Source organism: Streptococcus halichoeri (genome assembly GCF_009870755.1).
In the GTDB taxonomy this organism is placed as follows: Bacteria; Bacillota; Bacilli; order Lactobacillales; family Streptococcaceae; genus Streptococcus; species Streptococcus halichoeri.
Genome location: NZ_WLZU01000019.1, coordinates 1 through 26,380, shown reverse-complemented (window position 1 = coordinate 26,380; position 26,380 = coordinate 1). Strand labels below are relative to the sequence as shown.

Below are 26,380 nucleotides of genomic sequence, written 5' to 3'. Positions count from 1 at the left end.
CTTAGGAGGCTGTGGACATTTGTCCCAGCCTCTACTTTTTCCTTTAATATTAAAATATGAAAGTTAAACAAACACGTAATACACTGGCACCAGTCTATCTTGATGCCCTGCGCCTGCGCCAGCAAGTTTTCGTCAAAGAACAAGGCGTTCCCCTAGCACTAGAAATCGATGACCAAGAAGCGCTCTGTCTGCATTTTGTCCTCTACGATGATCTAGATCAACCACTAGCAACCTGCCGGATTCTCCCAGATCCAGAAGGGGAAAAGGTCATACTCCAGCGGTTTGCCGTTGCTAAAGCCTATCGTAGACAGGGATTAGGTCACTACTTGCTGCAAAAGGTGATTGACTATTGCAAAGCGCAAGCTATGAGGCAAATGACGTTACACGCTCAGCTAACGGCACAAGCATTTTATGCCAACTTTGGCTTTTTGCCTCAAGGGGAGCCTTTTTTTGAAGCAGGTATTGAGCATCTTACTATGACAAAAGTCCTCTAAAAGGGGCTGCTAGCATAGCACTCCATCATTTGATTTTAAAAACTGCCATCACACAACAACCAAGCAAAGAGGCTCAAACAAGATCATTTTAAGTTTAGCAAATCTTGAACTTTCACTTCTATAGCTTGAAAAGCTTAAGAAAAAGCACACAAGGTCGTTTTCCACCAATAGGAATCCGCCTTTGTGTGCTTTTGATAATTACGCTTGGTTTTGCCCAGCTACTTTTAAAGCAACGCTTTTGTAATCGCCGCCATCAGCAAGTCACGATCCTTGGCCCATTGCCTACGATCATCGCCATAGTAGGTCCGATTCGTCAAAAAGATAGCAGCCTGACCTGTTTGATTGAGCATGATAAAAGGCCCCGTATAACCAGTATGATCTAACCATTGCCCCGAAAGTCGCCAAGCAAGTGAACGTGGCCGATCTCCTTGACTATTATAGTCTTGAAAGAGCTGAGCCCAAAAAGTAGAAGCTTGGTAGGCCGCGACAAATTTTTCCAAATCCAAAAGAGTCGAAAACAACCCAGCTGAGCCCGTATCTACCCCCAAAACCTTAGCCTTAGGATCATGGACATAACCATCTGATATGCCTTGCACCGTTGGGACTGCTGCTAAACGTGGACCAAAACTGGTCTGGGTCATCCCAAAGGGAGTAAAGATGTTTTGAGCAAAAAGCTGAGCTAAATCCTGCTCAAAAAGGTATTCCAGCATAAAGCCCAGCAGAACAAAATTAACATCGGTATAGTGAAAACTATGGTCACCAGTCACCCGCAACTGATTCATGGCCGCACGTAATTCCTTGGCAGACAAAGTATCCCGATGCAAAATAAAAGGATCCAAGCCAGAAGTATGCGTCAGCAATTGACGAATCGTTACACTAGAATCATGAAAAGCCGGGTAATAAGCCGTCAAGGGCACATCCAGCTCAAGACGTCCCGCAGCATAAAGCTGGATACATAGTGTCCCCACACCAAGAACTTTGGAGACGCTAGCTAAATCATAGAGGGCATCCTTATCCAAGGGCTCTTGGCCATCACGCGTACCAAAAGAATACTCCTGCCAGCGTTGCTGACGAAAAAGGGCTAAATTAGCCCCTGGGTATTTCTTTTGCTGAATGTGCTTCGTGATAAGTGTTATAAGTTCTTGGGTCATTTGACTAACCAAATTTCAATAAGGTTGGGATCAGAAACAACCAAGACCCGCTCCTTCTTATCTAAATAGACCGTAAGCCCTTTGGCTTCAAAATCAGCTTTGACAGCAACCAGGTCGGTTGCTTGAGGAACATTTAATTCTAATATTTCTAAATCCCATGTCATTGTTGGTTCAATGGCCAAATCAGGTCCTTGAGCAAGCACAAAATCCAAAGCAATCGGAAATTGGTCTGCAAAAAGCTTTTGGTAAAAGGTCAGACAGGCTTGCTGATCAAGGACATTTAAAGTAATTTGTTCAAAGCTAAAATCATTTAGGCCTTTAAAATCAGGGTCTTGTGTAAACTGAGGAGCATCAACTTCATGTAAGGTTTTAAGATCCTCTTCGGCATGCAGGATAAAACGATCTCCCTCAGGCGATAAGACTTCAATGGCATAGCCCTTGTGGCCTTGGTAAACCGTCCTTGCTAGCTGACGTGTGATTAACTGTTCAATGCCTTTGGTATCACGGGTTTTAATGGTAATAGTATTGACTTTCTTTTTTCCATTTACCGCGCGGGTTCGAAAGGCTGGCGATTCTTCAATGATAAACCGTTCTTTACCATCACCATAAGAGGTGAAAATGGCAATAGCATTTTCTTCAGATACTAGCTTTAAACCTAAGGCCTTTTGGTAGAACTCGATATTTTTTTCTCGATCATTAACACGCAATACCGGGGTATTGAAGACAAGATTTTTTAATAAAGCCATGTTTTCCTCCTAATTCTCTGTTATTATAGCTAATAAATCGCATTTTGACAAGAATTATTGCGTTATAAACAGGATTGACCACTTAAGATTTTTTTTGTAAACTAGATGCTATGAATGAAATGCTCATCTTACGATTAATTCAAGTTTTGCTGATCATGGCAATCCTTTATATCAGTTATACCCTTTATCACCATTTAACCGTGCACAAGATCAATCCTTTTAACCGGTTTATGACCGGTTTTTTGGTTGGTCTTTTGACAGATGCCCTAGATACACTAGGGATAGGTTCCTTTGCTACCACTACGACCCTCTTTAAAGTAACTAAGCTAGTTGATGATGACAGCAAATTGCCCGGAAGTATGACGGCCGCGCATGCCATTCCTGTCCTAGTCCAATCCTTGTGCTTCATTTTTGTAGTTAAAGTGGAAGTGGTGACCCTAGTTAGTATGGCTGCTGCCGCTTTTTTAGGGGCCTTTTGGGGAACAAAAATCACCAAAAATTGGCATACCCCAACAGTCCAAGGAATCCTTGGCGGCCTGCTCATCCTGGCTTCACTGATTATGATTTTTCGCATGGTCTTAAATCCTGGTGCTGATATTAATCACTCTCAGCACGGCTTACACGGCATCTGGCTCTTGGTAGGAATCATCTTTAATTTTACGATTGGTGTTTTAATGACCATGGGGCTTGGTAACTATGCGCCTGAGCTGATTTTCTTCTCACTCATGGGTCTTAGTCCAGCAGTAGCCATGCCTGTAATGATGCTTGATGCCGCCATGATTATGACTGCTTCTAGCCGTCAATTCATCAAAATGGATCGGATTTCTTGGAATGGCTTTGCAGGTATGGTTGTCGGTGGGGTCTTAGGAGTATTACTCGCTGTTTTCTTCTTAACCAACCTTGACATTGACAGCTTAAAAGTATTAGTGGTCATTATTGTTATGTTTACCGGTGCGATGTTGCTGCGCTCTTTTGTCATCTCTAGCCTAGCACAGCAAAAAAATATGTAACCAAAAAACCAGCCCACTCACAACAGCAAGACAAAGCCGCTTAGCACCAGCCTTGAACCTACAGACAAATCATTTAAAAACGCCAAGAAAGCTCATTACAATCAGCTCTTCTTGGCGTTTTTAACTCCTGCCATTAATAGCAGCCGCAAAAAAAGGCCCAGCTGGGCCAATTCATAAACTCTTAAAAGCCTGGTGGGCTTCTTAGTGCAGGTAAAGATATTTAAATAAAGCAACAGCAACGATGGCAGCTAAAATTGGCGCAAGGACAGGCACCCAGGCATACCACCATTTCGAATCTGCTTTTGCCTGACCAAGTACTGATTTAGGCAAGAAATGGTGAACAAGCCGTGGTCCAAGGTCGCGAGCTGGATTCAAACCAGGACCTGTCGGCCCACCAAGTGAAGCCACTAAAGTCATCACTAAGAAACCTATACCTAAGTGAGCCACTGCTAGTGATCCTGTAACATAAGGTGAAATCTGTGTAGCAGCGGTGGTTTGATCATAACCTGCCTCCACCAACTTACCTACCAGCTCAACACCAAAATAATTCTTCGTCAAGGCCAAAGCCCCAAAGAACAGGACAAATGAGCCAACAAACTCATTTAAAAAGCCATTAAGATAGGATGCTTTGCGGCTAGCTTTGGTTCCATCATCAACTGCTGCAATAGTTGAAAATGATCCCAGAATGTGGTTAGGATTTTCAGTTTTAGCAAAGTAGGGTTGATAGACAGTGACCACCACGATTTGACCAAAAATAGCACCTAACACTTGTGCAATGATATAAGGTAAAACATGCGCCCATGGGAAAAGACCAGATACAGCTAAACCAAGGGTAAATGCTGGGTTAATATGGTTTCCTGATACATTCCCAAACATAAGAGCAGGCATCATCACCCCAAAGCCATAACCTAAAGCAATAATGACCCAGCCAGCTTTGTGGCCTTTTGTACCTTTTAAATCAACATTTGCTACAGCACCATTCCCCAAAATAATCAAAAAGGCTGTCGCAATAAACTCCGTAATGTATTTCACAGTCCAAGTAATTTCAATCAATCCTTGTTCCTCCAATAATTTTTGTGTTAAACACATGTACCATTCTATCAAGGAAGTGACATATAGTAAAGCTTATTAAAAATTAAAATCGCCTTCTCTCAAAAGCACAAGACTCATTTTCACCATAAAAAAGAACGCAACCTGGACTGGCCCCAAAAAGTTGGACGAAAAATCTAACTTTTTGGAGTGGAGTCCAATGCCGCATTTTTTAGTCTGAGCTAGATGGTTTTTGTTTTATCACGAACGACTAGCATATCAACCTTGGCATGGCGCAAAAGGTATTCAGATGTTGAGCCAATGATTAAGCGTTCAAAGGTATTTAGACCTGTTGCTCCTACCATGATTAGATCAACTTCTTCTTTTAGAGGAATATCTTTAGCAAGCAAGGTCTTTGGATTCCCAATTTCAATAATTTTCTTAATATTGATCAATCCTTTTAATTTTGCCTGATTTTCAAAATAAGCCAAAACATCCGCTGACTCTTGCTCTTGGCGGTCAAAGACATAATCACTGACCGCTCCGCCTTCATTTTGATAGGCGTGCACATCAATAATATGCGTCAAAAGTAAACACGCCTGATTTCTTAGTGCCACATTGATAGCTTTTTCTACGGCCAGTTCCGATTCATAAGAACCATCAATGGCGACCATGATTCGTTGATAATGTTGGGTCATCCTTAGCCTCCTTTATAAATCATTTAGACTGTTACGTCTGAATTTGTGTTTGTTTTTAAAAAATACATTAAAGTACATATTACCGGAATCACTGCTGCTAAGCAAAAGAGATAGCGAAATGATGTTACACCTGTTCCAAGAAAAGCATCCTTAATCAAACCAAGAATGTAAGGTCCAGCCCCTAAACCAAGATCAAGACCAATCATATAGGTTGACATGGCTGTGTTAAAACGGTGCTCTTCAACTCCTCTGATAGAAGCTGCTTGACCACAAGACATAAAGGTTCCATAGCCAAAGCCAATTAAGGCGCCAGATAACAGGTAAGTAAAGCCATCTACAGCACTGCCTAGGAGAACAAGCCCACCAGCTAGGAAGAGATAAGATGGGTAAAGGACCCATTTTTCCCCTTTAGTATCCATTAAACGCCCCATTGCAGGTCGCGTCACAGTAATGACTAAGGCATAGACAATAAAGAAATAGGCTCCGACACTGGTTAATTGAATTTGTGTGGTGTAAAGTTTTTGAAAACCTAGCACTGATGCATAGGCAATCCCCATCATAAAGGCAATCGCAGTGATAAATAATGCCTTTTTTTCGATAAAACTATCAACTGTCCAGGATTTGGTCTTAGCTAATTGCTCTTGATTTAGCACGATATTGCGGACAGGGAAGATAAAGGCTCCCAAAACCACAATAGCAATCAATAGACTACATAAGACAATGACCATTTTAAAATTAATATGGAGATTATCCAACATAAAAGTCCCAACAAAGGGCCCAATGGCTGCCGCTAAACTGGTGGATAATCCATAAAAATTAATCCCTTCTCCGCGTTTTTGTGCTGGAATATAAGCAGTTACGATGGTGTTCGTTGCCGTTGAGACCACTCCGTAACCAAAGCCATTTAAAAACCGAACCAAATACATAATGCCAATACTTGGCATAAAAAAATAAGCCAAAGTTGTCAAAAGGTAAAAAATAGCACCCCCTCGCAAGACTAATTGACGCCCAAAAACTTCGAGCTGTTTGCCAAAAATCAAACGTGCAAGCAAAGTCCCTAAAATATAGATGCCTGTAGCTAGACCGGCCTGACTAGTACTAGCCCCTAATTCCTTGGTCGCAATAAAAGCAATGATAACAGTAAAGAGGTAATACACCATGTAAACAATAAAGTTTAAGAGGGTAATGGCAACAAAATGTTTGTTAAATAGTTTTTCTTCCACTGAAATAAGAACTCCCTTTTCAATTTTATTTTCATTTTTATTTTCAAAAACATTTTACAAAAATTTGAGAAGTTCCGATATTTCAATGGTATAATAGATGTGCTAGTATCAGATCACGTTAGCAAATGTTAAGCAGGTCTGCTAAATCGAAACATTGGGAGAAGAGAGTGAATCATCAGATTTTACAAGATTACATCAACAGACACGACTTTCCAATTATTGAAAAAGCCTATCATAAATATTTAACATTTGAAAGCCTAGAAGAAGATTACACCTATATTCTCAAAGATGGGATTGTCAAACAAAGTGTCCTCTCTAAATACGGGACGGAATTTAATTTACGCTATGTCACTGGCTTAGAGATTACTTCGATTCTCAATACGCATTATTCCCAAAACATGGGTGAGCCATATAATGTGCGCATTGAATCGCAGACAGCCCATTTTTATAAGGTGCGGCGGGCCCAATTTCTAAACGATATTGAGCATGATTTGGAGCTCCAAGGCTATGTTAAAGATTTTTACCATAGTCGACTGGAAAAATCTATGAAAAAAATGCAATGCATGTTAACCAATGGACGGATCGGAGCCATTGCTACCCAACTCTATGATCTCAGCAAGATGTTTGGCGAACAAAAAAGCAATGGTGATATTTATATCAATTTTGTGATTACCAACGAAGACCTGGGCAAATTCTGTGGGATTTCCGCTGCCAGTAGCGTCAGCCGGATTTTAAAGCAATTAAAAAATGATAAGGTCATCCGCATTGATAAACAGCACATTATCATCACCAATAGTGAAAAATTAATGGATTATATTGTTTTTTAAGCACATCAGAAAAGGAGTTGCCATGCGCTATAATCAATTCAGTTTCATTCCAACACCAACTCAAAATGCCCTAGAAGAATTACATCAACTAGGTTTTTTGCTAGACCAAGATAAGAGTGACAAGGAAAATGTCGAGATTTTTATCCGCCGGACTTTGTTTCAACAAGCTGATAGCAACTATGGACTCAGTCTATTAGTGGCTGATGCACAGACTGATGCTCTTAGCTTTTTTCAATCGCAAGCTGACTTGACCAGTGAACACTGGCAATACCTAGCCTTACAATTACTAGGCTTTGTCCCCTTTGTTGACTTTACCGATGCCGGAGCTTTTTGCCAAAGCATTCAATTTCCGATTGATTTTCAAAGTGGTCACGTCATTTTAAACCTCTATCAGCTCTTAGCAACACGAACGAAAAATGGGATGACTTTGGTAGATGACTTAGTCAGTCAAGGCTTGCTGCTGGCTGATAATACTTATCATTTCTTTAATGGCAAAGCACTTGCTACGTTTGATACGAGCCAGTTAATCCGTGAAGTTGTCTATGTGGAAGCCCCCCTTGATACCGACCAAGATGGCCAGCGCGATCTCGTGAAAACTCTGATTATTCGCCCTAAAACGTCTGAGCCAATCCCTACAGTCATGACCGCCAGTCCCTATCATCAGGGAATTAATGAGGTTGCCAATGATAAAAAGCTACACCAGATGACAGGAAAGCTAACGGTTAAAACGCCACAAAGCATCCAGGTAACCACCCGCGCCTTTGAAACGCTCGCTGCGCACATAGTGGACTTGCCAAGCGGCCAAAGCCAAGAAAGCTTTAGCCATATTGACTCTTATAGTCTAAATGATTACTTTTTGGCGCGTGGCTTTGCTAATATTTACGTAGCAGGTATTGGAACAGCTGGCTCTACTGGCTTTATGACTAGCGGTGACTATGCCCAAGTGGAAAGTTTTAAGGCGGTCATTGATTGGCTCAATGGGCGTGCTATCGCTTATAGTAGCCCTGCTAAAAAGCAATTGGTCAAAGCCGACTGGGCATCTGGCAAGGTTGTTACTACCGGCAAATCCTATCTAGGCACCATGTCAAATGGGCTAGCAACTACCGGTGTTGAAGGATTAGAAGTGATCATTGCCGAGTCGGCAATCTCTAGTTGGTATGACTATTACCGCGAAAATGGTCTCGTTTGCAGTCCCGGCGGCTATCCTGGTGAAGATCTAGATGTCTTGACCGAATTAACCTACTCCCGTAATCTGCTGGCAGGTGATTATTTACGCCATAATAAGTGGTATCAACAGGAATTAGCCAAGCAAAGTCAGGCCCTTGATCGCGCAAGCGGTGACTATAATCAATTCTGGCATGACCGCAACTATCTGCCATTTGCCAATAAGGTGCGCTGCGAGGTAGTCTTTACGCATGGCCTTCAGGACTGGAATGTCAAGCCAAGCCAGGTCTATCACATGTTCCATGCTCTGCCATCTTCCATCAAAAAACACCTCTTTGTCCATCACGGCGAACACGTCTACATGCACAATTGGCAATCTATTGACTTTCGCGAGTCAATGAATGCTTTGCTTTGTCAAAAATTATTGAATCAAAGCAACCACTTTAGCTTGCCTGAGGTTATCTGGCAGGCTAATGATCATGAACAAAGTTGGAAAGTTCTTCCGACCTTTGGTGGAGACAGCCAAGTTAAAATGGCTCTTGGTCAAGAGGTGGTAAGCCTGGCTAATCACTATCCAGATAGCAAGAGGTTTGAGGCCTATTGTCAAGATTTTAAAACCTTTAAGCAGGACTTATTTGCACAGCGTACACCACAAGTCCGCGTTCCTTTACAGTTAACACAAGACTTACTGGTAAATGGCCAAGTCAGCCTAAGCTTACGGCTAAAATCAAGCCACAACTTTGGCCTCTTATCTGCCCAATTGCTCGAAACGGGACACAAGAAGCGATTCAAGGATATTCCTTCTATTATTGCTCATCAGGCTCTTGATAATGGGCAACATTTCCAAAGAGAGGCCCTTAAAGAATTGCCGCGAGTGGTAACACCTTACCAGGTCATCACCAAAGGCTTTATGAACCTGCAAAATCGATTCGACCTACTCACCGTTGAAAGCGTTGAGCCAAACCAATGGATGACACTCACACTGCATTTACAGCCTAGTATTTATCAGCTTAAAGCAGGCGACCAAGTTGATTTGATTTTGTATACGACTGATTTTGAGCATACGATCCGTGATAATCAAGACTATAGCCTGACAATTGACCTTGGTCAGTCTTATATTCAGTTCCCTACCTTAGAGCCCTAGGATAAGCCTGTCAGCTCAGCTATGCTATTAGTGCTTAAAAGGCTGCTCGTTAGAGCCGTTAAGAAACGAAAAAAACCTGCTCAATGCTGGGACGACCTTAAGCCATGGATGGTCACTATTCCCAAGAGAGCAGGTTCTTTTGCTTAATAGTTTCACTTCAATAAAACCGAAATGTCATCTAAAAAAATATCATCAACAGAAACCGACAAGGCCTCAGTGATGGCTCTTAGCTTTTCATATTTGGCACGACGTAGTAAATTAATATCTTTTTCATACCTCGCAATCGTTCTGATCGAAACCCCACTACGATCTGCTAATTGTTCCTGGGTCATGCGACGAGCCTGACGTAATTCTTTCAATGGTGACAAAACCCTTAACACCTCCTTGATTAAATTATTATGTTATTACCATTATAAACTTCGGTTTTTATGAAGTCAATTGTTTTGTGGTTCCTTTTTATTCAATTCTTATAATCAAACTTCATTTTTTAGGCGTTTTATGATATGATAAGGTTCATATCATAATGAGGAGGCTAATATGCGTCAAAGTCCCAATTATTTTGCTAGCAACCTAAAGTACCTTAGATTAAAGGCACAAATGGAACAATTAGAACTTGCTAAGAAAATCGGTCGCAAAAGTGCTTCATCAATCAGTGAATGGGAAAAGGGGAAATATACTCCTAAATCCGACCTCTTGAGAGAAATTGCAATTGTCTTTGATGTCACTCTGAGTGCTTTGATGGAAACCGATTTACGTCAGGGCGTTACTTATGAAACCAATCACCGCGATCTGGATAATTTAGCAATGATTTCTGAAAAGCTGACCCCAGATAATTACAACCAACTCCTTCAATATGGCCAGCAACTCCTAGATGATCAAACACCCAACAATTCAAAGAAAAATAAGTAAGATTACTCTATCACCCTTTTTTTCTGTACTTGCTTATTGCCTATAGCCACAAGTAGCTAGTAATGGCTCGCGCACACCCATTTTTAGGCACTGTCAGACAGATTCTAATGCAGCCTTTGTATCTAAGCATAAGGTCAAGGCGAGACATACAGTCCTATGCACCGCAGCAAGTCTTGCAGGATGTGCTAACACAGCTGCGCCTTTAGCGAATTACTACGTACTACTTCAAAAATACCCAAGGAGCTTTTATTGCTTGACGACATGAGCTATCAACTTCGATTGAAGAAAAAAGTCCATTGTGACCTTTTTCTTCAATCTTTTTTACTATCTCGCTGAAAATAAAAAACTCCCAGAATACTGTCATGTCAACAGTTCTAAGAGTAGTGACCTGGTCTAGCCACAGCATTCGCTACTAAAAATTGGTGCCTTAGAGGATTTATCTTCGTAACTTAATTTCATTAAAAACACCCCAATCGTTAGATTTATGATATGTACCCTTTTTACTGGTCTAATCCAGTGTAAGGGGGACATATCAATTGCCTAACTTTTGGGGTGCGGTTCAGATGCAGACTCTGTCTTTTTCTTGTGCTATTGACTTGCTTGTTTTTTAGTAGGACTTAAAAATATGATTATCAAATGGTTTGGATAATTGACCTAGTAATTTTTGTTCGGGACTGACCAAATGTCCATAGACATAAACTTGCTCGCCTTCTAAGACAATCTCATTATAACCCGTCCGATTGGAAAAAATTGATTCATCTGGAAATTCATCTGTGCCAAAAGCCATTGATTCAGCCATAATTTGAGGGATGCCCTGATAAGTCGCCATACTGCCCATATGAATATGCCCTACAAAAATAGCCTTAATATCACTTGCAGCGATAATCTGATCAAAGTCAGCCGGACGACTAGTAGCAATCGTTTTATCTTCCCACATTAATGGATGGTGTAACAAAACAATAGAGCCTTTTTCGCTTGGTTTAGCCAAGGCATGTTTTAACTGCTCTAATTGTTCTTGACTTATATACCCTTCATGATCGCTATCTTGGGCACTATCTAAACTGATAATGCGTAAGCCCTCAAATTCAGCAACATTAAAATAAGTCAGACTGGCATTAAGGGGAATTTCCATCCCTTCAAAAAATGCTTGGCGTTGATCGTGATTACCCCGACAAAAGAAATAAGGAAGCTCTCCCATATAGTCTTTCCAAATGGTTCGCAATAAGGCATAATCTTCTGCTTGTCCTTCATGAGTTAAATCTCCAGTAATTAAGGCAAAATCATAGTCTTTGGGATTAAGACTGCTTAACAAAAAGCGAAGATTATCGGTTGGGTTAAAAGTGTCTGAAAAAAGATTATCAGTGAACCAGTCAGAATGATAATCACGACGAATATGAGTATCCGATAAATGTAAAAACTTCATGTTAAACCTCCTCAGGGTAGCCTAAGTTAAGTGTTGTTTCAGCATCAAAAAAGTGCAGCTTGTCTTGTGAAAAGTTAATGCCCACCTGCTCGCCAATGGTAAATGCCTTACTATCATGTAAGACAATAATGTCTTCTTGACCAATAGTAACCGTGTAAGCAAAATGTTGACCAAGTAATTCACTGTATTTTATTGTCCCCTTTAAGATACCACCCCCTTTGTCTAAATGGAGGTGTTCTGGACGAATACCAACATACATATATTCTTTATCAACTAAATGACGGCTCCAGGCACGAGAGAGCCCCACTTTCTGCTCATTATCATTAATATAGAGATTGCCTTTTTCTTGCTGTCCTTTTAGGATAGACATGCCAGGCGATCCAATAAAGGTTGCTGTAAATAAATTAGCTGGTCTAGCATAAACCATTTCAGGCTTATCAACCATCTGAATTGCCCCGTTATTAAGTACAACAATGCGGTCGGCCAAGGTCATAGCTTCCATTTGGTCATGGGTAACATAAATAAAGGTTTGTCTGTACTTCTCATGTAACTTAACTAGTTCTTTTCTAGCATCTAATCGCAAACGAACATCCAAATTAGACAAAGGTTCATCCAAAAGAAAATAGTCTGATTTTTTAACAATAGCTCTCGCAAGGGCCACACGTTGGCGTTGACCACCTGATAATTCCTTAGGGTAACGATCTTTATAAGAACTTAATTCCAAAATGTCTAATGCTTCTGTCAGACGCTCTTGAATCACTTCTTTTTTGACCTTATTAGCTTTTAAAGCAAAGCTAATATTTTCCCCAACAGTCATGTGAGGATAGAGAGCGTAATTTTGAAAAACCATGGCGACATTTCGTTCACCACATTCTAGGTGATTAGCTAGCTTGCCCCCCATATAAAGCTCCCCAGAAGTAATGCTTTCTAGACCAGCAATCATACGTAATAAGGTTGATTTTCCAGAACCAGAAGGCCCTAAAAGAACGAGGCGCTCACCTGCTTCAATTTTTAAATTGATATTCTTTAAAACAGCTGTTGTTCCATACGCTTTATAAAGTGCTGATAATCTGATATTTTTTCCCATAATAATTCCTATTTAATTCCTGATGAAATAAAAGTTGAAATAATATATTTTTGAAAACAAATATACAATAGTAGAGGAACGAGCATACTCATCAAGCTAATAGCCATCGCCATGGTAAAATTGGTCCCTCCTTCTGAACTGATATACATTTGCATGGCTAATGGTAAGGTAAATTGTTTGACCGACTTTAAGATCAAGACTGGCCAGACAAATTCATTCCAAGATGTGATAAAAAACCAAATACCTGTTGATGTCAGCGAATGCTTAATAAGTGGAAAAACAATTCCCAGCATAATCTTCTTTTGAGAAATATGATCTAAATGAGCTGCTTCTATCAAGCTCCTTGGAATACCCCGCATGGTCTGCGTTAATAAAAAGATCCCCATGGCATCAGCGATTTGTGGTAAAATAACACCCCAAGATGTATCCAGCAGGCCTAGCTTTGATATCATCAAATAATTGGGAATCATAGTCACTGTAAATGGAATGAACAGGGTTGAAATCATAAAGATATATAAGAGGCGTTGCCCCTTAACCTTAAAATAAACAAAAGCATAAGCTGCAAAGAAGGCTAGTACTAATTTTAATAAGGTAATGGCCGTAGCAATAAAGAAAGTATTCCAAGTAATACTGATTAAGGGTAAACTATCAAATAATTTTCGAAAGTTCTCTAAGGTAAAAGGATTAGGAATAAGCGATAATACAGTATGATAGGCAACTTTCAGTGGTTTAAAAGCATTTGCTACTATGAATGAGATGGGATAGAGAACAACCAAACAAATGCCCAACATGAAAAGATGATAGACAAATTTAGATTTAGTTTTCATAAAAGACCTTACTTTCAATATATTTAAAGGTTAAAAGCAATAAAACCGCAAACAAGACTAAAGTCATCATTGAAATAGCCGAGGATTCGCCTATTGTATACAGTTCAAAAGCTTTCTGATAGGAATGATAAATCAAATTTGAGCTAGCATAATGTGGACCCCCCTTGGTAATAATTTTGATAGGAGTAAACACATACTGTAATCCTTGCACAATCGTAATAATTAAAATATAGATACCTGTGGCGCTTGAGATGGGCATGATAATTTTAATGAACAGTGTCCAAGCTGGTATCTTATCCAACTTAGCAGAATCAATAATCTCACGGTCAATCCCCATGATAGCAGAATATAATACAATAAAGTTATAACCAAAGACCTTCCATGAGGTCATAAGTGCGATAACAGCAATAACCCAGCCATTAAGATTACTCCAGATTGGCATTCTAATGCCAAAGACTCTTAAAATAATGGCTACCGGACCCGATATGGGATTTAATAGCCAGGTAAACACCATAGATACCACTACCAAAGAAACAACAGCTGGGACAAAGAAGAGTCCTGTATAAAACTTTTTCCACTTCTTAATCATCACATCCATGACATAGGCAACGATATAAGGCAAAAAGCAAGAAAAAAGGACAAATATTAGCAGATAAAAGAAGGTGTTGATAGCAATTTTATGAAAAATAGGGTCAGATAAAACCTTGATATAATTTTTCAAACCAACAAATTCTTTATGAGATGAAACTAGATTCCACTTAAAGAAGCTTAAATAGAAGGTGTTAACTAAAGGGTAAAATACAAAAACTCCTAAAAAAAGCAGAGAAGGGAATAAAAAGACATAACCCATATACTGTTTCTTAAACATAACATCTCCTTAACAAGAGAGGTTGAGCTTATTGGTTCAACCTCTTTTTATCTTATTTAACTGTATCAATCATCATGAATTATCATGATTAATTAATCAACGCGTTGATATCAGTTTGAGTTTTCTTCAGGGTATCAGCAACATTAGCACCCCCTAAGATTTGGTCACGCATTTCGATCATCTTTTGTTCTGCTTCAAGACCCGATTCACCTGGGAAGGACGTCCAACTTACCATACTATCCATTTGTTCAATGGCTGGTGTCATCATCTGGTTTTTTTGTAAAAATTGCTTCAAACCCTTCTCAGAGTCAGCCACATCTTTGCGTGGCGGAACATAACCCGTTCCTTCGGTCCACTTAGCCATGGATTCAACCCTGTAGAGATATTTAATAAAATCCCAGGTTGCTGCTTTTTTAGCTTTTTTCTTTGCAGTAATCGCTAACATAGCACCACCAGCCGGTAATTTTACTTTCTTACCCTTCCACGATGGCGATTTTACAGCCGTAACATCAAAACTGGCATTGGTTTGCACATTGTTTCTTTGAGCAATAGTTGTGTATAACATGGCTACTTTGCCATCAATGAAACTTTGAATTCCTTGTTCCCATGTGGTGTGAAGAGCCGTTTTATCTTTGACTACCATATCTTGATAAAGTTGGTAAGCTTCTTTGCCATTTTTACTATTAAAGCTTGCCTTTCCTTTTGACATGATTTTGGCACCGTTACTTTCTAAAAGGCCTTGTTGAGCCCATGAGTCTGCTGGTTCTTGAATATAAAGACCATAATTTCCTGTCTTTTCTTGAACCACTTTTGAATATTTTTTAACTTCTTCCCAGGTCTTTGGTCCATTTTCATCCAAACCAGCTTTTTTCAAAAGGTCTTTATTAAGGTAAAGAACTGGATTACTGATAGAATACGGAATTCCAATATAGCCTTTCTTATTCTTAGACAAATTCATAATATTAGGTAAGAAATGATCTTTAAAGTAAGAAGCATGATCAGGATCAACTGATTTGACTAATTTTTCCGGATCTGTGTAATCAAAGTTTTCAGAAAAATAATCTTTAAAAGCCCAGCCAACTTGAACAATATCTGGAGCTTTACCTGATGAAACTTCTGCTTGAAGATTTTGCATCAAACCCTTATACATATCAGGATTATATTTAGCAACTACTTTGACCTTATTTTGCGATTTATTATAGTTATCAACTAACTCTTTAACTGTTTTTCCACCCTGTGTTTCAGCATTAACATGCCAATATTCAATAGTAACTCTTTTACCAGTATTAGAGGTTTTAGCCTCAATACGTTTGTTACCAAAGGAAATAAGGGATAGAGTGGCTACTGCAAGTACCATAGAACAAAAAAACGTTTTAAACTTTCTCTTTTCCATTTACAAACTCGCTTTCTATTTCTCCTAAATTCGTTATCACTTACATTTACACCTCCATTATACAAAGGAAGTGTAAAGAGTTTTTAAGATTTCAATAAAGTTTCTGTAAAGTTTATGTAAAGAGGTCTATAACGTCTATCTTAAAATGGGTACGGTAAAAGAGAAAAAAGGCCTGAGCCAATTTTAATGTCCTAAATATTGTGAAAGTGGATTGAAAGACCCAAGAAAAACTAGAGTCACAGCAAGCTTGTTTGTAGTCTAGGCTCTAAGCAAATAAAAAGAGGCCTTGTCTGATTCCAGCAGAGCTAAACCAACGATTGCCAATCATCCCTGGTAATAGTGCTTTTCAATGTAAGCCGACAGCCATTTATAAGTAGCAAATAAAAGCAGTAAAATCAAGGCATAGAGCCAAAAGGCAATTGTGATTTCTCCAAACTCCAACAAACGATAAGCAAAAGGGAGACTAGCCACAAACACCACAAATAAGAAGCCATCAATCACTAAGCGTCGCTTGTTAGCTCTTTTAGTACCCGCGTAGCTAAAATGTATCAAGGTATTAACCAACCGTACCGAGAGCAAGCCCAGTACTACAAGACTTAAAAAATCTACCGTACTAAGATGCACCACTGGCCAACTGGCTTGCTTCCAGACTAGCCATGTCCCTAGTGACGCCAACACATCACGGATAAAATAAATCAGCAAAAAAATCAAGACCACCAACACGCTTGTCTGCAAGCGTTCTAAACGCTGTTCCTTGACCGATTGTTGCGGCATCTGAGCAATAGCCCTATCCATAAAAGCTCGCGGATTAGACCCAATCACCTCATCTAAGTGCGCCCCTTTTTCTTGCCCATCCAGCAACAAACGCGTCACTTCTTCACGAACCACTTCTTGATTATAGGCATTAATCTTAGCTCCTCTCAAATAGATAATCATATCCGTATGGGTCTTTGCATAATTAGCCTTAAGTTGCTTTTCTAAAACATTATTGGCCCTTTGGAGCTCCTTAAGCTTGGTCATAATAGTCTCTCCTTATCCATAGTTTAGCTAAAGCATAGCAAAGCTAATACCAATTTCTCCTAGCTGTAGCCAGCTATCACAAGACTAGCTAGGATTGACCAGCCTCTTCGCATAGTGCTACAAAAACAAGCTTACAACTCACCGTGAATTCCTACTGGCTTAGATAAGCCCAATAAGCATATAGGCACAACTCCCCTCACAATAAGATTTTTAAGCCAGCCTTGGCTATTTAGGAGTAGGTGACAGATGGCGCTGGTCGGTTAGCTACTATTCGTCATTATAAAAAGCTAGATGAACTGGTAGCTTTAGCAAGCTATCTCTGTCTCTATTGTAAAGCAGAAGCAAAGAACTTGTCAAAGTCTTATGCTGAAATCTGGCTCTTGCCTATTGACAAAGTTCTCAGGAGGTGTTATTCTTAAATATAATTAACCGGTTAAGTATTTTCACCCCAATAGAAGGAGAAGAAATGAATCACAAAACATTAACCCTAATGAATATCATGGCTGTTAGTACACTAGGCCTTGCCTTAGCTGGTAGACCAAGCCCTGTTAAAGCTCATGAGCTAACACCAAGTGCACTGACAAGTCCTAGCAAACAAGGTTTTAGCTACACTGCCACTGTATTAGCACAAGATGGTAAAACACTCTCTGGTAGACAAGTTACCTTGACCGATATTACCAATGGGGCTGGTGGTCGTCAAATTAGTGTAACTACTAATACTAATGGACAAGCCACCTTTACCAATCTGGAGTTGGCACGAAATTATAGCGTCGCAGTTGATGGCATCAATCAAGGTTACACCGTTCGTACCGACCAAGCCGGAGCACAGCTTCAAGCAAGTTTCTACGCTACAGCCAAAAACGGCGAAGCAGCGCCAAGTTACAGTAAAACACCCCTAACTGTTACGGTTTATAATGAAGAAGGCGAAGCTGTTCCTGGACAAAGCGTTACCTTAAAAAATAAACTAGGCCAAGTAGTCAAAACGCTCACTTCTGACCAAAATGGTAAAGCCGTCTTTTCAGAAGGCCTTCTTGAAGGAAGCTTTTACGACATCACGGTTAATAACCTAGCCTATGTTGCCCATGCTATGCCTGGCGAAGATCGCTCTTACTATCTAAAATCAGAAGAAATAAAGCCCGCACCTACTCCTCAAAACAAGAACCAGGCAGCAGATAAAACAGCCACTGATACCAACCATCACAACCAAGCAGCCACTGATAAAGAGCTGCCACAACCTCCAAAAGACAACTCCAAAAACACGAACAAAGCTGCTAACCAGTCCGCTAACAAACAAACTCCAACAGAACCAGCTACAAACATACTCGCAGCTGACACTCATGCTAAAAGCAAAACCAGCTTACCAGGTACAGGTGATCATAACACCAGCCTCCTAGCTTGGTTAGGAGCAATCAGCCTAGCAGTCTTAGGATTAGGCTTAGTAGCCACTAAAAGAGTCAAAAAATAAACTATCTTAACCTTAATGCCCCCGGACATTAAGGTTTTTTGATGTAACTATTTAGAAAAGAAGGCTTAGCTGGCAGTAAGGGAACGTTTAAAAGAGGACGTCCAACTACCAGTAAGAGATGACCAAAAAGGCTAACGATGAGGACTTTGAGATGACACTAAAAAGAGAGCTCGTCAATGATGCCAATTTCGGCTCTATAATATCTGTAGTGGGTAAATCCACTCTGGAGATGATGGGCCTTTTTCATGCAGACAAAAAGTTCCATATGACTTATAATGAAAAGCGACAAAACAACTCATTAGAAAGCATCATATGGAACACCTTAAGAATACCACAGAATTAATCGGAATTAAAGACAAAAATATAGCGTTAGACAACGTTTTTAAATGGGAAACGCACATTGAAGTCTATGCAAGGCTGGATTATGAGCCTAAAGAGTGTCCGACTTGTGGTGGAAAACAGATAAAATACGACTTCCAAAAGCCGGCGAAAATCCCATTTCTTGACATCAATGGCTTTCCTAGTCTGATCAGGCTTAAAAAACGTCGGTTTCAATGCAAAAGCTGTCGTAAGGTTACCGTCGCCAAGACTAACTTGGTGCGAAAGAACTGCCAAATCTCTGAGCCTCTTAGATTGAAGATCCCCTATTCCTTGAGTTCTCACTGCCATTATAATGTTATTTAACACGCCTATACCCCTAACTCCGTTTTGGCAGCCTAGCTTTATATGGTATAATGGGTAAGTATTAAAACTTAGGAGAAGCAAATCTTATGATGAATATGCAAAACATGATGAAGCAAGCTCAAAAATTGCAAAAGCAAATGGAGCAAAAGCAAGCGGATTTGGCTGCGATGCAATTTACGGGAAAATCAGCGCAAGACTTGGTCACTGCAACCTTTACTGGGGATAAGAAATTAGTCAGCATTGATTTTAAAGAAGCGGTTGTTGATCCAGAGGATATGGAAACGCTGCAAGATATGACCACACAAGCCATCAATGATGCACTTGCGCAGATTGAGGAGGCGACCAAGAAAACGCTCGGCGCTTTTGCTGGCAAATTACCATTTTAAGGAAATAAAAAACTAGTCTGATGCACATGTACTGACCCCAAAAGTTAGATTTTTTCTGTCCAACTTTTGGGATGCAGTTCAACATTTCAGGCTAGTTTTTGCTTTACTAAAAATCTGGTTGTCTTTTTTGAGATCCATACAAAGGGGTCTCCTCTGCTAGCTTCTTTGGACTTCTTTGGATTCTCCTGCATCCGCTGCAAACTTTCCCGGCATCTATGGAAGCGCTGTCACATCCTGCCCCCTTGCAAGCGGCTCGGGACACGGTCTACCAATAATTTCTTGCTCTCCACACACAGGCAGGCAAGACTCGCTCAGCCCGCTTTTACCTTTTGGAGGGAAAATAGCTGCGCTTTTAATCAAAAAAGGCGCCCAAGGCAGCAAAAGGATTATCAGTGGCAGCTTCTTCTTGCTGGGTGAGATAGGCCTTGTTGCCATCTAACTCTAAAAAAGTCTCATAGACACGCGCTGTCATCCTGGCATCTTCTAGGCTATTGTGGCCACGGCCTTTTATTCCTAAAAACTCGGCTACAGTGGTTAATTTTAAATTGGCAATGCCATTTAAGTCAGTGCTACGACGGTCAAAGGCTTCATCGTACAGGTCCACCTGGTATTGATCAGCGACATCTAAGCCATTTTCTGCCAAGATAGGTAGATCCGATTTGTGAGAATTATAACCAATCAAGGCTAGGTCCCCTACGAAGCGGCTAAAATCAGCAATAACCTGGTCAACCTTGGGAGCATGCGCAATCTTATCTGCTGTAATCCCTGTTAGGCCATTAATAAAACTCTGCAAAGGAACATCGGTATAAACAAAACTATCAAAGGCGGCTATTTCTTGATGATTATGGTATTTGACGGCCGATAGCTGAATGAGATGGCTTTGCTCCTTGACCGTATTGAATTCTAAATCAAAGGCAATATAATCAGATAATGTAATCATTTTTCTTCCTTATTCTTCAAAAAATAAGGAACCAGGTACAAAGAAAAACCCGGCTCCTGTGATGTGTACAAGACAATAGTATCTGGCAGTTAGTGGCGAACTGGCTTTTGCCTCATTAAAGCCACCTACTGCTGCACCAAGTATGAGGAGGGGCCAAAACCTGCTGGCTTTTATCTAACTCCCTACACTTTATTCTTTAAGAAACGGCTCAAAAAGCGCTTCTTGCCAGTAGCTACGGCCTGAACTTCTTCCACCTGGTTACGGGCCTCGGTGGCCTCTGCCTTAGCTTCTTCTAATTCTAATTTGAGGGTTTCTTTATCCGCCATAGCTTTAGCGGTTAATTGCTGCTGCTGATCCAGTTGCTTGTCTTTTTCAGCAATTTGCACATCCTTAACCCGCATCTGCTCATCTTTGGCTGCTAGTTGTTGGTCCTTGGCCTTTAGCTGATTGTAAAGTCGGGTAATCTCCGTGTTTTTTTCGTCCACTAAGATTTCCAAAAGCTCGCGTTGCTTGGTTTCTTCACTAATAGGTTCGTCATCAAAGATGGTTTTTTTGTAGATTTCTTCCAACTTAATAAGGCCACTACGTTTAACCACAGTGACACCCTTATCGTTTTTATCAAGGTCTTCTTCTGGAAGTGATTTGACACGGTTATTAACCGCCTGGCGGCTAACCCCCAAGATCTCAGCTAGTTCGCTAACTGTCTTTTCAATTGCCATAATGCCCTCTTTATTCCTGGATATTCTTATTAAAAATAGTATCACAAACCCCTTATTCTGTCAATTTGGCCTTGTTTACAGTTGAGGCTCGACGTATGAAAAAGCTCTCGCGGTATTTTTGTGCTCTAAAGCCATTTTTGAATTGGTCAAAAAGCTAGCTGGCGATCTTATCTAACCTCCTTTTTCCAAATCATTGTGGCAAATAGCCCCCTAGACGAACTAAAGCATACCTTGCTTCCGCGACAACTCAAGACTTTCTTTTGAAAGGACATCACTTTCAAGAAAATATCATTTTTTACTTCTTAAATGCTTCATAGAGCTGTCGATACAACGCTTTATTTTCTTTTTTCTGAGAATTAAATGCTTCTTTGCCGTAGTCAAAATTGGCTACTACAAATCCCTCATCAACATCAGAAAAAGTGATAACGTCTATTCCAATTAATTTGTTATGCTTAGCATCTTCTATCGTGCTATCTAAGTTATGGTTAAATTGTTTAACATCTTCTTCGCTAACTCCAAAACCCACAGCCGTTCCATCTGCAATGATGTTTGCAAAGACTTCTTTTGAAGAGGCGGCTTCTTTTACCTTTACTTGATATATGGCTTCTTTCGTTTCAAATTGCTTTACTTTATTCCATTTTTTGGTATCACTAGACGAAATAGTATAGACTGTTAGAGCTACGCTAGGTTTATTTGGATTTGCTTTTTTTATGACTTGTGTTCCAAATAAAAACACAGCGATTATTCCAGCAATTAATAGTAATGCTATATACATTTTCTTTTTCATATGTGACTTCCTATATCTTTCATATCAATGATAACATCCACTTTATTATAGACAGCTGGATCATGTGTTGCTATAATAACATAGTTATTTTCGGCTGTTTCACTCAATAATAACCTAATGATTTCTTCTCCAATCTCGCCATCCAAAGCCCCGGTGGGTTCATCTGCTAAAATAATGTGACGTGGCTTCATTAACATTCTTGCAATCGCTACACGCTGAGCCTGTCCTCCAGATAATTCATAGATTTTTTGATTTAAATAATCACTAGAAAGTCCTACTTTTTCAAGTGCCTCAGATATTACTTTTTTTGTCTTTAGTGATGAGTCTTAAATTATCATATACTGTTTTGTTGTCTATTAAAGAATAATTCTGAAAGACATACCCAATGATATTTTTAAAGAAGGTTCTTTCTTTTATTTTCCAAATATCCTGTCCATCAACCAGAACTTTTCCACTGTTTATTTTTTCGAGTCTTCCGATAATGTTCAGTAGTGTACTCTTACCTGAACCAGAACCCCCAATCAAGGCATAGCTCTTTCCCGCTTCAAATGTTACATTCAAATTGGTCACTATCTCTTTTGAACCGAATGTTTTTGTAACCTGCAACAGTTCAATTGCCATTAGTCATCTCCTTTTAAAATGTGCGTGTATGTTTCAGATAATTTTCGAAAACTCATTAGTGTCGAAATGATTACAACGATTAAAGAAACAATGCCAATATACAATAACTCTATTTGTCCTGTCATCATAAATGTCAATAGGATAACCATTGTCATCGTCATTATAAAATATTTGAGGCTTGAGATAGCTATCCGTGTTTTTGAGAGGCCTAAAATGATTTTTTTCACATAGTCATTTTGCTTTGAAGAAATAAAGAGTTGAATATATTGGTAAATGAGTAGCAATACAAGACCGTAAATCATCTTCTGCAAGATTTTTGACAAGAAAATTTGGTGCTTTAAGGATTGAATATTCAGTTTTACAATTTGGTAAACGTCTACTGGATTGATTGAAAAATGCAACTTAACGCTCAAATCATTAATGCTCTTTATCGCTTTCGGGCTAAAAAGGGAGTTGTTTACGATATTGCTAGCCAAAGAAAAATCGTTGTTTGCGATCATTTTATCAGTGTCTAGCACAACGACTATATTATCTGTACTGTCTGCTGCACTTGCCAAAGGTAACGGAGCTTTCGTTTTTCTGATAGTTGTCCCATTCTCATTGAAATAAAACAATTTTTTCCCATTAGGAATGATTTGCACTGCAAGGTTTTCTTTTGTATAGTTTGTGCCAGTAAATTGTTCTGCCACAACGGTATTTTCGATCGATTTCTTATTCTCTTTATATTTATGAGGAATATAGATGGTTGCTACCTTATGATCTAAAATGTGATAGGCTGTTCCATTAACGTTGTTTTGAACAGTAGCACCTGTTTGGTTGATATAAATCAGCTCTTTATTGACTTCTGGCGCTGTTATCCCATCACTTTTCATCTTTTCAGAAAAATCTTCCGCAAAATGAGAACTTTTCAGGTAATCTGGAACATATACTGAAGAGGGTTTGATATATAAAAAATCTAATTTTTTTAAGGCTCTAGCTATTTGTATATACTTAGCTCCTGAATCCTTTACTGCTCCATTGGTAACTGAGGCATTTTCAATACCCAAAAACTCTAGCCTTTTCCAGTCTTTTACTGTGTCCCATGGTTGTAAATTAATGATTTGGCTGGTTATTCTTGCTTGACTAATCTTTGTTTCTTGTAAAAAAATCCCTGAAACAATTATGATAGTAGAAATAATGACAAGCCATATGACAAAAATGAGTTTATTTTTTGCCTTGTTTTTTATGATTTCAATAGGTTTTTCAACCTTAATAGTCAGCCAAAATAGAACAAAGCTAATCAGGTCAATGATTTGAAACAAAATCACATTCGTTAACAGCATCGAAAAGACTAACTTAGAACTGTAGGTGAACAAACCGCTACCCCAAAAATGACTATAAAAGATCATCAGTACAGCAACCATAACCAATTCAAGGGTAAACGAACTAACATAATCTTTTCTGAGATTGCATACAGGTAAGCCCAAAGACCGTCTTATCACCCCTTCTTTAATCTGTCTCATTCTAACAACAACTAAAACCACTAATAAGGTTAAGTAAAGTGATAGCATTAACAGTAACCTTAAAGTACCAGTGAACGGTAACATTCCTCCTATATACCAGGGATAAGCCATATATACCGTTTGCAATCCGGTAGCCTTAAGAAGCTTTAAACTCGTTGCATCAATTTTCCCTAAGGTATAGTACATCCCTGTTATTGGCACAGACTTTAGCTGGTCAGAGTTTGTATCAGCGACATTTAGATAAGCCACCTGACCCGAATCTTGAACGATGGGCTTATAAATGGCTACTTTTTTCATTTTTGAGAGGTTACTAATCGTTTTGTATATCTCGTTATTAGAAAGGTTACTTTTCCCTTGAATTGAAAAGGCACCATCAATTGGTAAAGGGACAGGTTTTTGCGTATCACTAATATTGATAGCACCTATTGCAGCAATTAAGCAAAAGAAGAATCCAATGGCACATAATTTAAATTTCATAAGCAACTTCCTATATTACAAAAGACCCTATAATCATCATTTATTGGGTCTTTAGTTTTCATACACCATTTTTAAAAATTAAGGCAATTCTAGTGTACATTTAATTTTCATGTCATCATACAGCGTTTTTATTAACATCGTGTCATATTTTATGCAATATTGCAAGACGGTTCATTAACGATAGATTGATGAAATTAAGCCTTTTTCGAATTGTTTTTGTGCTCTAAAGCCATTTCTGAATTGGCAAAAAAGCGGGCTGGCCATCTCATCTAACCTACGTTCCAAATAGATGATTTCACAAGAGACAAGCTCTTAACCAAGCTAAAGGATCAGTCAGCTTACTAGCAGCAGTCATCGCACTTGCCTTTTTGCCCACGTTTACATTACTATTAAATCCCCTATCTTTATGCTAAAATAAGGCTATGACAAAATACGACACAATTATTATTGGTGGTGGTCCGGCTGGAATGATGGCCTGTATTGCAGCTAGTTCTTATGGCGATAAAACCCTCTTAATTGAAAAAAATCGCCGACTGGGTAAAAAATTAGCTGGTACTGGCGGTGGGCGCTGCAATGTGACCAATAGTGGCAGTCTTGAGGATCTCATTGCTGGTATTCCTGGTAATGGACGCTTTTTATACAGTGTCTTTTCCCAATTTGACAATCATGATATTATCGCTTTCTTTGAAGATAATGGCGTCCAACTCAAGGAAGAAGACCATGGACGGATGTTCCCGACAAGTGATAAATCCAAAACCATTATTGAAGCTTTGCAAAGCAAAATAACTGAGCTAAATGGCCAAGTCTTAACCAATAGTGAGGTCGTCTCTGTCAAGAAACAAGAGGACGACCTATTCTTAGTCAGAACAGCCGAGCAACGTTTTCACTGTTCAAAATTAATAGTGACCACAGGGGGCAAATCCTACCCCTCAACCGGCTCTACTGGCTTTGGGCACGACATCGCACGACACTTTAAACTAGAAGTAACTGAGCTAGAAGCTGCTGAAAGTCCCCTTTTGACTGATTTTCCCCACAAGGCGCTCCAGGGTATTTCCTTTACCGATGTCACCTTATCGTGCAAACAGCATCACATTACCCATGATTTGCTCTTTACCCATTTTGGCTTGTCTGGCCCTGCCGCCCTGCGTCTGTCATCCTTTGTCTCGGGCGGCGAAATCGCACAGCTGGACATGTTACCCCAGCTCTCCTATGATGACTTAGCAGCCTACCTGGTTAAACACCGTGACAAGTCAATCAAGAATGCTTTAAAAGGCTTGGTGCCAGAACGCGTTGCCGAATTCATTGCTTCAGCTTATCCCGACAAAGTCAAGCAGCTGACCAAACACCAAGAACGTGCCATCCAAGACAAGCTTAAGGCGCTAGCCATTCCGATTACGGGAAAGATGTCTCTGGCCAAGTCCTTTGTGACCAAAGGCGGCGTCAGCCTCAAGGAGATTAATCCCAAAACCCTAGAGAGCAAGCAAGTTCCTGGCTTATATTTTGCCGGTGAGGTGTTAGATATTAATGCCCATACTGGTGGCTTTAACATTACTGCTGCCCTTTGTTCAGGCTGGGTTGCAGGCTGCCCTCATGCTTAAACCTATTGAAAGAAAACTAGGCTAGGTTTTCTTTTTGTATCTGCAAGTCCATAGCAATGGCTGAATCATTCCCGTAGTTAGTTATTCCATAGCCATCATAGCTTTTCAAACCCTCAAAAAAGAAAAATCGCCACGTTAAGTAGCGATTTTTCCCTTTTGTGAGCCTCAATGAAACGTCAAAGCGTTAT

At 39.7% G+C, this 26,380-nt stretch carries 24 protein-coding genes and 2 pseudogenes; 9 read left to right on the top strand and 17 right to left on the bottom strand.

The window, feature by feature from the left end; translation table 11 throughout:
• Nucleotides 1-56 precede the first annotated feature (56 nt).
• Nucleotides 57-494 carry a GNAT family N-acetyltransferase gene (locus tag GWD08_RS05940; protein ID WP_159564749.1) on the top strand — a complete coding sequence of 146 codons (438 nt, stop codon included), beginning with the start codon at nucleotides 57-59 and terminating at the stop codon, nucleotides 492-494.
• A gap of 224 nt (nucleotides 495-718) precedes the next feature.
• On the opposite strand, the gene GWD08_RS05935 is transcribed toward GWD08_RS05940, so the two are convergent.
• Nucleotides 719-1,645 carry a serine hydrolase domain-containing protein gene (locus GWD08_RS05935; protein WP_159564747.1) on the bottom strand — a complete coding sequence of 309 codons (927 nt, stop codon included), beginning with the start codon at nucleotides 1,643-1,645 and terminating at the stop codon, nucleotides 719-721.
• Nucleotides 1,642-2,391 carry a CppA family protein gene (locus GWD08_RS05930; RefSeq protein ID WP_159564745.1) on the bottom strand — a complete coding sequence of 250 codons (750 nt, stop codon included), beginning with the start codon at nucleotides 2,389-2,391 and terminating at the stop codon, nucleotides 1,642-1,644. The genes GWD08_RS05935 and GWD08_RS05930 overlap by 4 nt, the downstream gene beginning before the upstream one ends.
• Nucleotides 2,392-2,501: 110 nt before the next feature.
• On the opposite strand from GWD08_RS05930, the gene GWD08_RS05925 reads away from it, so the two are divergent.
• The gene (locus GWD08_RS05925) at nucleotides 2,502-3,401 is read left to right on the top strand and encodes a sodium:solute symporter (protein ID WP_159564743.1); all 900 of its coding nucleotides are present in this window, start codon (nucleotides 2,502-2,504) and stop codon (nucleotides 3,399-3,401) included.
• 201 nt (nucleotides 3,402-3,602) lie between these two features.
• Here GWD08_RS05925 and gla read toward each other — a convergent pair whose 3' ends face one another.
• From gla to GWD08_RS05910, 3 genes are all read right to left on the bottom strand, one after another.
• The gene (gla, locus tag GWD08_RS05920; protein ID WP_159564765.1) at nucleotides 3,603-4,454 is read right to left on the bottom strand and encodes an aquaglyceroporin Gla; all 852 of its coding nucleotides are present in this window, start codon (nucleotides 4,452-4,454) and stop codon (nucleotides 3,603-3,605) included.
• A 218-nt stretch (nucleotides 4,455-4,672) separates the two neighbouring features.
• Nucleotides 4,673-5,128 carry a universal stress protein gene (locus GWD08_RS05915; protein WP_159564740.1) on the bottom strand — a complete coding sequence of 152 codons (456 nt, stop codon included), beginning with the start codon at nucleotides 5,126-5,128 and terminating at the stop codon, nucleotides 4,673-4,675.
• A 23-nt stretch (nucleotides 5,129-5,151) separates the two neighbouring features.
• On the bottom strand, nucleotides 5,152-6,351 hold the full coding sequence (locus GWD08_RS05910) for an MFS transporter (RefSeq protein ID WP_159564738.1): 1,200 nt from the start codon (nucleotides 6,349-6,351) through the stop codon (nucleotides 5,152-5,154).
• Between the two features lie 167 nt (nucleotides 6,352-6,518).
• Here GWD08_RS05910 and GWD08_RS05905 point away from each other — a divergent pair, with 167 nt between their 5' ends.
• Together GWD08_RS05905 and GWD08_RS05900 are read left to right on the top strand one after the other, a co-directional pair.
• Nucleotides 6,519-7,178: a Crp/Fnr family transcriptional regulator gene (locus GWD08_RS05905; RefSeq protein WP_159564736.1), complete on the top strand. Its 660-nt coding sequence runs from the start codon at nucleotides 6,519-6,521 to the stop codon at nucleotides 7,176-7,178.
• Nucleotides 7,179-7,200: 22 nt separating this feature from the next.
• Nucleotides 7,201-9,486 carry a Xaa-Pro dipeptidyl-peptidase gene (locus tag GWD08_RS05900; RefSeq protein WP_159564734.1) on the top strand — a complete coding sequence of 762 codons (2,286 nt, stop codon included), beginning with the start codon at nucleotides 7,201-7,203 and terminating at the stop codon, nucleotides 9,484-9,486.
• Between the two features lie 152 nt (nucleotides 9,487-9,638).
• On the opposite strand, the gene GWD08_RS05895 is transcribed toward GWD08_RS05900, so the two are convergent.
• On the bottom strand, nucleotides 9,639-9,854 hold the full coding sequence (locus tag GWD08_RS05895) for a helix-turn-helix domain-containing protein (protein WP_269437392.1): 216 nt from the start codon (nucleotides 9,852-9,854) through the stop codon (nucleotides 9,639-9,641).
• A 169-nt stretch (nucleotides 9,855-10,023) separates the two neighbouring features.
• Between GWD08_RS05895 and GWD08_RS05890 the strand changes: the two genes are divergently transcribed.
• Nucleotides 10,024-10,395, top strand: a complete 372-nt coding sequence (locus tag GWD08_RS05890; protein WP_159545382.1) for a helix-turn-helix domain-containing protein — start codon at nucleotides 10,024-10,026, stop codon at nucleotides 10,393-10,395.
• 607 nt (nucleotides 10,396-11,002) lie between these two features.
• Here GWD08_RS05890 and GWD08_RS05885 read toward each other — a convergent pair.
• The 6 genes from GWD08_RS05885 to GWD08_RS05860 all read right to left on the bottom strand — a co-directional run bounded on the left by GWD08_RS05885 (nucleotide 11,003) and on the right by GWD08_RS05860 (nucleotide 17,013).
• Nucleotides 11,003-11,818 (bottom strand): metallophosphoesterase family protein, encoded by an 816-nt coding sequence (locus GWD08_RS05885; protein WP_159564732.1) that lies wholly within the window; start codon nucleotides 11,816-11,818, stop codon nucleotides 11,003-11,005.
• 1 nt (nucleotide 11,819) lies between these two features.
• Nucleotides 11,820-12,905 (bottom strand): ABC transporter ATP-binding protein, encoded by a 1,086-nt coding sequence (locus GWD08_RS05880; RefSeq protein ID WP_159564730.1) that lies wholly within the window; start codon nucleotides 12,903-12,905, stop codon nucleotides 11,820-11,822.
• A gap of 8 nt (nucleotides 12,906-12,913) precedes the next feature.
• On the bottom strand, nucleotides 12,914-13,732 hold the full coding sequence (locus tag GWD08_RS05875) for a carbohydrate ABC transporter permease (RefSeq protein ID WP_159564728.1): 819 nt from the start codon (nucleotides 13,730-13,732) through the stop codon (nucleotides 12,914-12,916).
• Nucleotides 13,722-14,600, bottom strand: a complete 879-nt coding sequence (locus tag GWD08_RS05870; protein WP_159564726.1) for a carbohydrate ABC transporter permease — start codon at nucleotides 14,598-14,600, stop codon at nucleotides 13,722-13,724. The genes GWD08_RS05875 and GWD08_RS05870 overlap by 11 nt, the downstream gene beginning before the upstream one ends.
• Before the next feature lie 88 nt (nucleotides 14,601-14,688).
• Nucleotides 14,689-15,993, bottom strand: coding sequence for an ABC transporter substrate-binding protein (locus GWD08_RS05865; protein ID WP_159564724.1), 1,305 nt, complete (start codon nucleotides 15,991-15,993; stop codon nucleotides 14,689-14,691).
• Between the two features lie 324 nt (nucleotides 15,994-16,317).
• On the bottom strand, nucleotides 16,318-17,013 hold the full coding sequence (locus GWD08_RS05860) for a hypothetical protein (RefSeq protein WP_159564722.1): 696 nt from the start codon (nucleotides 17,011-17,013) through the stop codon (nucleotides 16,318-16,320).
• A gap of 466 nt (nucleotides 17,014-17,479) precedes the next feature.
• On the opposite strand from GWD08_RS05860, the gene GWD08_RS05855 reads away from it, so the two are divergent.
• The 3 genes and pseudogenes from GWD08_RS05855 to GWD08_RS05845 all read left to right on the top strand — a co-directional run bounded on the left by GWD08_RS05855 (nucleotide 17,480) and on the right by GWD08_RS05845 (nucleotide 19,548).
• On the top strand, nucleotides 17,480-18,478 hold the full coding sequence (locus GWD08_RS05855) for an LPXTG cell wall anchor domain-containing protein (protein ID WP_159564720.1): 999 nt from the start codon (nucleotides 17,480-17,482) through the stop codon (nucleotides 18,476-18,478).
• Between the two features lie 312 nt (nucleotides 18,479-18,790).
• Nucleotides 18,791-19,120, top strand: a pseudogene (locus GWD08_RS05850) (transposase family protein); the annotation flags it as partial.
• Nucleotides 19,121-19,248: 128 nt separating this feature from the next.
• Nucleotides 19,249-19,548 carry a YbaB/EbfC family nucleoid-associated protein gene (locus GWD08_RS05845; RefSeq protein WP_159545368.1) on the top strand — a complete coding sequence of 100 codons (300 nt, stop codon included), beginning with the start codon at nucleotides 19,249-19,251 and terminating at the stop codon, nucleotides 19,546-19,548.
• 352 nt (nucleotides 19,549-19,900) lie between these two features.
• Here the strand turns inward: GWD08_RS05845 and GWD08_RS05840 are convergent, their stop codons facing one another.
• The 5 genes and pseudogenes from GWD08_RS05840 to GWD08_RS05820 form a co-directional block, all read right to left on the bottom strand.
• Nucleotides 19,901-20,488 (bottom strand): 3'-5' exonuclease, encoded by a 588-nt coding sequence (locus GWD08_RS05840; protein ID WP_159564718.1) that lies wholly within the window; start codon nucleotides 20,486-20,488, stop codon nucleotides 19,901-19,903.
• Nucleotides 20,489-20,670: 182 nt separating this feature from the next.
• Nucleotides 20,671-21,207, bottom strand: a complete 537-nt coding sequence (locus GWD08_RS05835) for a DUF536 domain-containing protein (protein WP_159545364.1) — start codon at nucleotides 21,205-21,207, stop codon at nucleotides 20,671-20,673.
• 295 nt (nucleotides 21,208-21,502) lie between these two features.
• Nucleotides 21,503-21,994, bottom strand: a complete 492-nt coding sequence (locus tag GWD08_RS05830) for a hypothetical protein (RefSeq protein WP_159548568.1) — start codon at nucleotides 21,992-21,994, stop codon at nucleotides 21,503-21,505.
• A pseudogene (locus tag GWD08_RS05825) lies at nucleotides 21,991-22,615 on the bottom strand (ATP-binding cassette domain-containing protein). The gene GWD08_RS05830 and the pseudogene GWD08_RS05825 overlap by 4 nt, the downstream one beginning before the upstream one ends.
• Nucleotides 22,615-24,594, bottom strand: coding sequence for an ABC transporter permease (locus tag GWD08_RS05820; RefSeq protein WP_167547769.1), 1,980 nt, complete (start codon nucleotides 24,592-24,594; stop codon nucleotides 22,615-22,617). The pseudogene GWD08_RS05825 and the gene GWD08_RS05820 overlap by 1 nt, the downstream one beginning before the upstream one ends.
• 422 nt (nucleotides 24,595-25,016) lie before the next feature.
• Here GWD08_RS05820 and aao point away from each other — a divergent pair, with 422 nt between their 5' ends.
• Complete coding sequence (aao, locus tag GWD08_RS05815) at nucleotides 25,017-26,192, top strand: aminoacetone oxidase (RefSeq protein WP_159548562.1); 1,176 nt, start codon at nucleotides 25,017-25,019, stop codon at nucleotides 26,190-26,192.
• The last annotated feature ends 188 nt before the right edge of the window (nucleotides 26,193-26,380 follow it).

Excerpts from the sequence above, each read along its gene's own strand:
- GWD08_RS05940 (WP_159564749.1), top strand. The coding sequence starts at position 57 with ATGAAAGTTAAACAAACACGTAATACACTGGCACCAGTCTATCTTGAT.
- GWD08_RS05935 (WP_159564747.1), bottom strand. The coding sequence starts at position 1,645 with ATGACCCAAGAACTTATAACACTTATCACGAAGCACATTCAGCAAAAG.
- GWD08_RS05930 (WP_159564745.1), bottom strand. The coding sequence starts at position 2,391 with ATGGCTTTATTAAAAAATCTTGTCTTCAATACCCCGGTATTGCGTGTT.
- GWD08_RS05925 (WP_159564743.1), top strand. The coding sequence starts at position 2,502 with ATGAATGAAATGCTCATCTTACGATTAATTCAAGTTTTGCTGATCATG.
- GWD08_RS05915 (WP_159564740.1), bottom strand. The coding sequence starts at position 5,128 with ATGACCCAACATTATCAACGAATCATGGTCGCCATTGATGGTTCTTAT.
- GWD08_RS05900 (WP_159564734.1), top strand. The coding sequence starts at position 7,201 with ATGCGCTATAATCAATTCAGTTTCATTCCAACACCAACTCAAAATGCC.
- GWD08_RS05890 (WP_159545382.1), top strand. The coding sequence starts at position 10,024 with ATGCGTCAAAGTCCCAATTATTTTGCTAGCAACCTAAAGTACCTTAGA.
- GWD08_RS05885 (WP_159564732.1), bottom strand. The coding sequence starts at position 11,818 with ATGAAGTTTTTACATTTATCGGATACTCATATTCGTCGTGATTATCAT.
- GWD08_RS05880 (WP_159564730.1), bottom strand. The coding sequence starts at position 12,905 with ATGGGAAAAAATATCAGATTATCAGCACTTTATAAAGCGTATGGAACA.
- GWD08_RS05875 (WP_159564728.1), bottom strand. The coding sequence starts at position 13,732 with ATGAAAACTAAATCTAAATTTGTCTATCATCTTTTCATGTTGGGCATT.
- GWD08_RS05870 (WP_159564726.1), bottom strand. The coding sequence starts at position 14,600 with ATGTTTAAGAAACAGTATATGGGTTATGTCTTTTTATTCCCTTCTCTG.
- GWD08_RS05865 (WP_159564724.1), bottom strand. The coding sequence starts at position 15,993 with ATGGAAAAGAGAAAGTTTAAAACGTTTTTTTGTTCTATGGTACTTGCA.
- GWD08_RS05860 (WP_159564722.1), bottom strand. The coding sequence starts at position 17,013 with ATGACCAAGCTTAAGGAGCTCCAAAGGGCCAATAATGTTTTAGAAAAG.
- GWD08_RS05855 (WP_159564720.1), top strand. The coding sequence starts at position 17,480 with ATGAATCACAAAACATTAACCCTAATGAATATCATGGCTGTTAGTACA.
- GWD08_RS05845 (WP_159545368.1), top strand. The coding sequence starts at position 19,249 with ATGATGAATATGCAAAACATGATGAAGCAAGCTCAAAAATTGCAAAAG.
- GWD08_RS05840 (WP_159564718.1), bottom strand. The coding sequence starts at position 20,488 with ATGATTACATTATCTGATTATATTGCCTTTGATTTAGAATTCAATACG.
- GWD08_RS05835 (WP_159545364.1), bottom strand. The coding sequence starts at position 21,207 with ATGGCAATTGAAAAGACAGTTAGCGAACTAGCTGAGATCTTGGGGGTT.
- GWD08_RS05830 (WP_159548568.1), bottom strand. The coding sequence starts at position 21,994 with ATGAAAAAGAAAATGTATATAGCATTACTATTAATTGCTGGAATAATC.
- GWD08_RS05820 (WP_167547769.1), bottom strand. The coding sequence starts at position 24,594 with ATGAAATTTAAATTATGTGCCATTGGATTCTTCTTTTGCTTAATTGCT.
- aao (WP_159548562.1), top strand. The coding sequence starts at position 25,017 with ATGACAAAATACGACACAATTATTATTGGTGGTGGTCCGGCTGGAATG.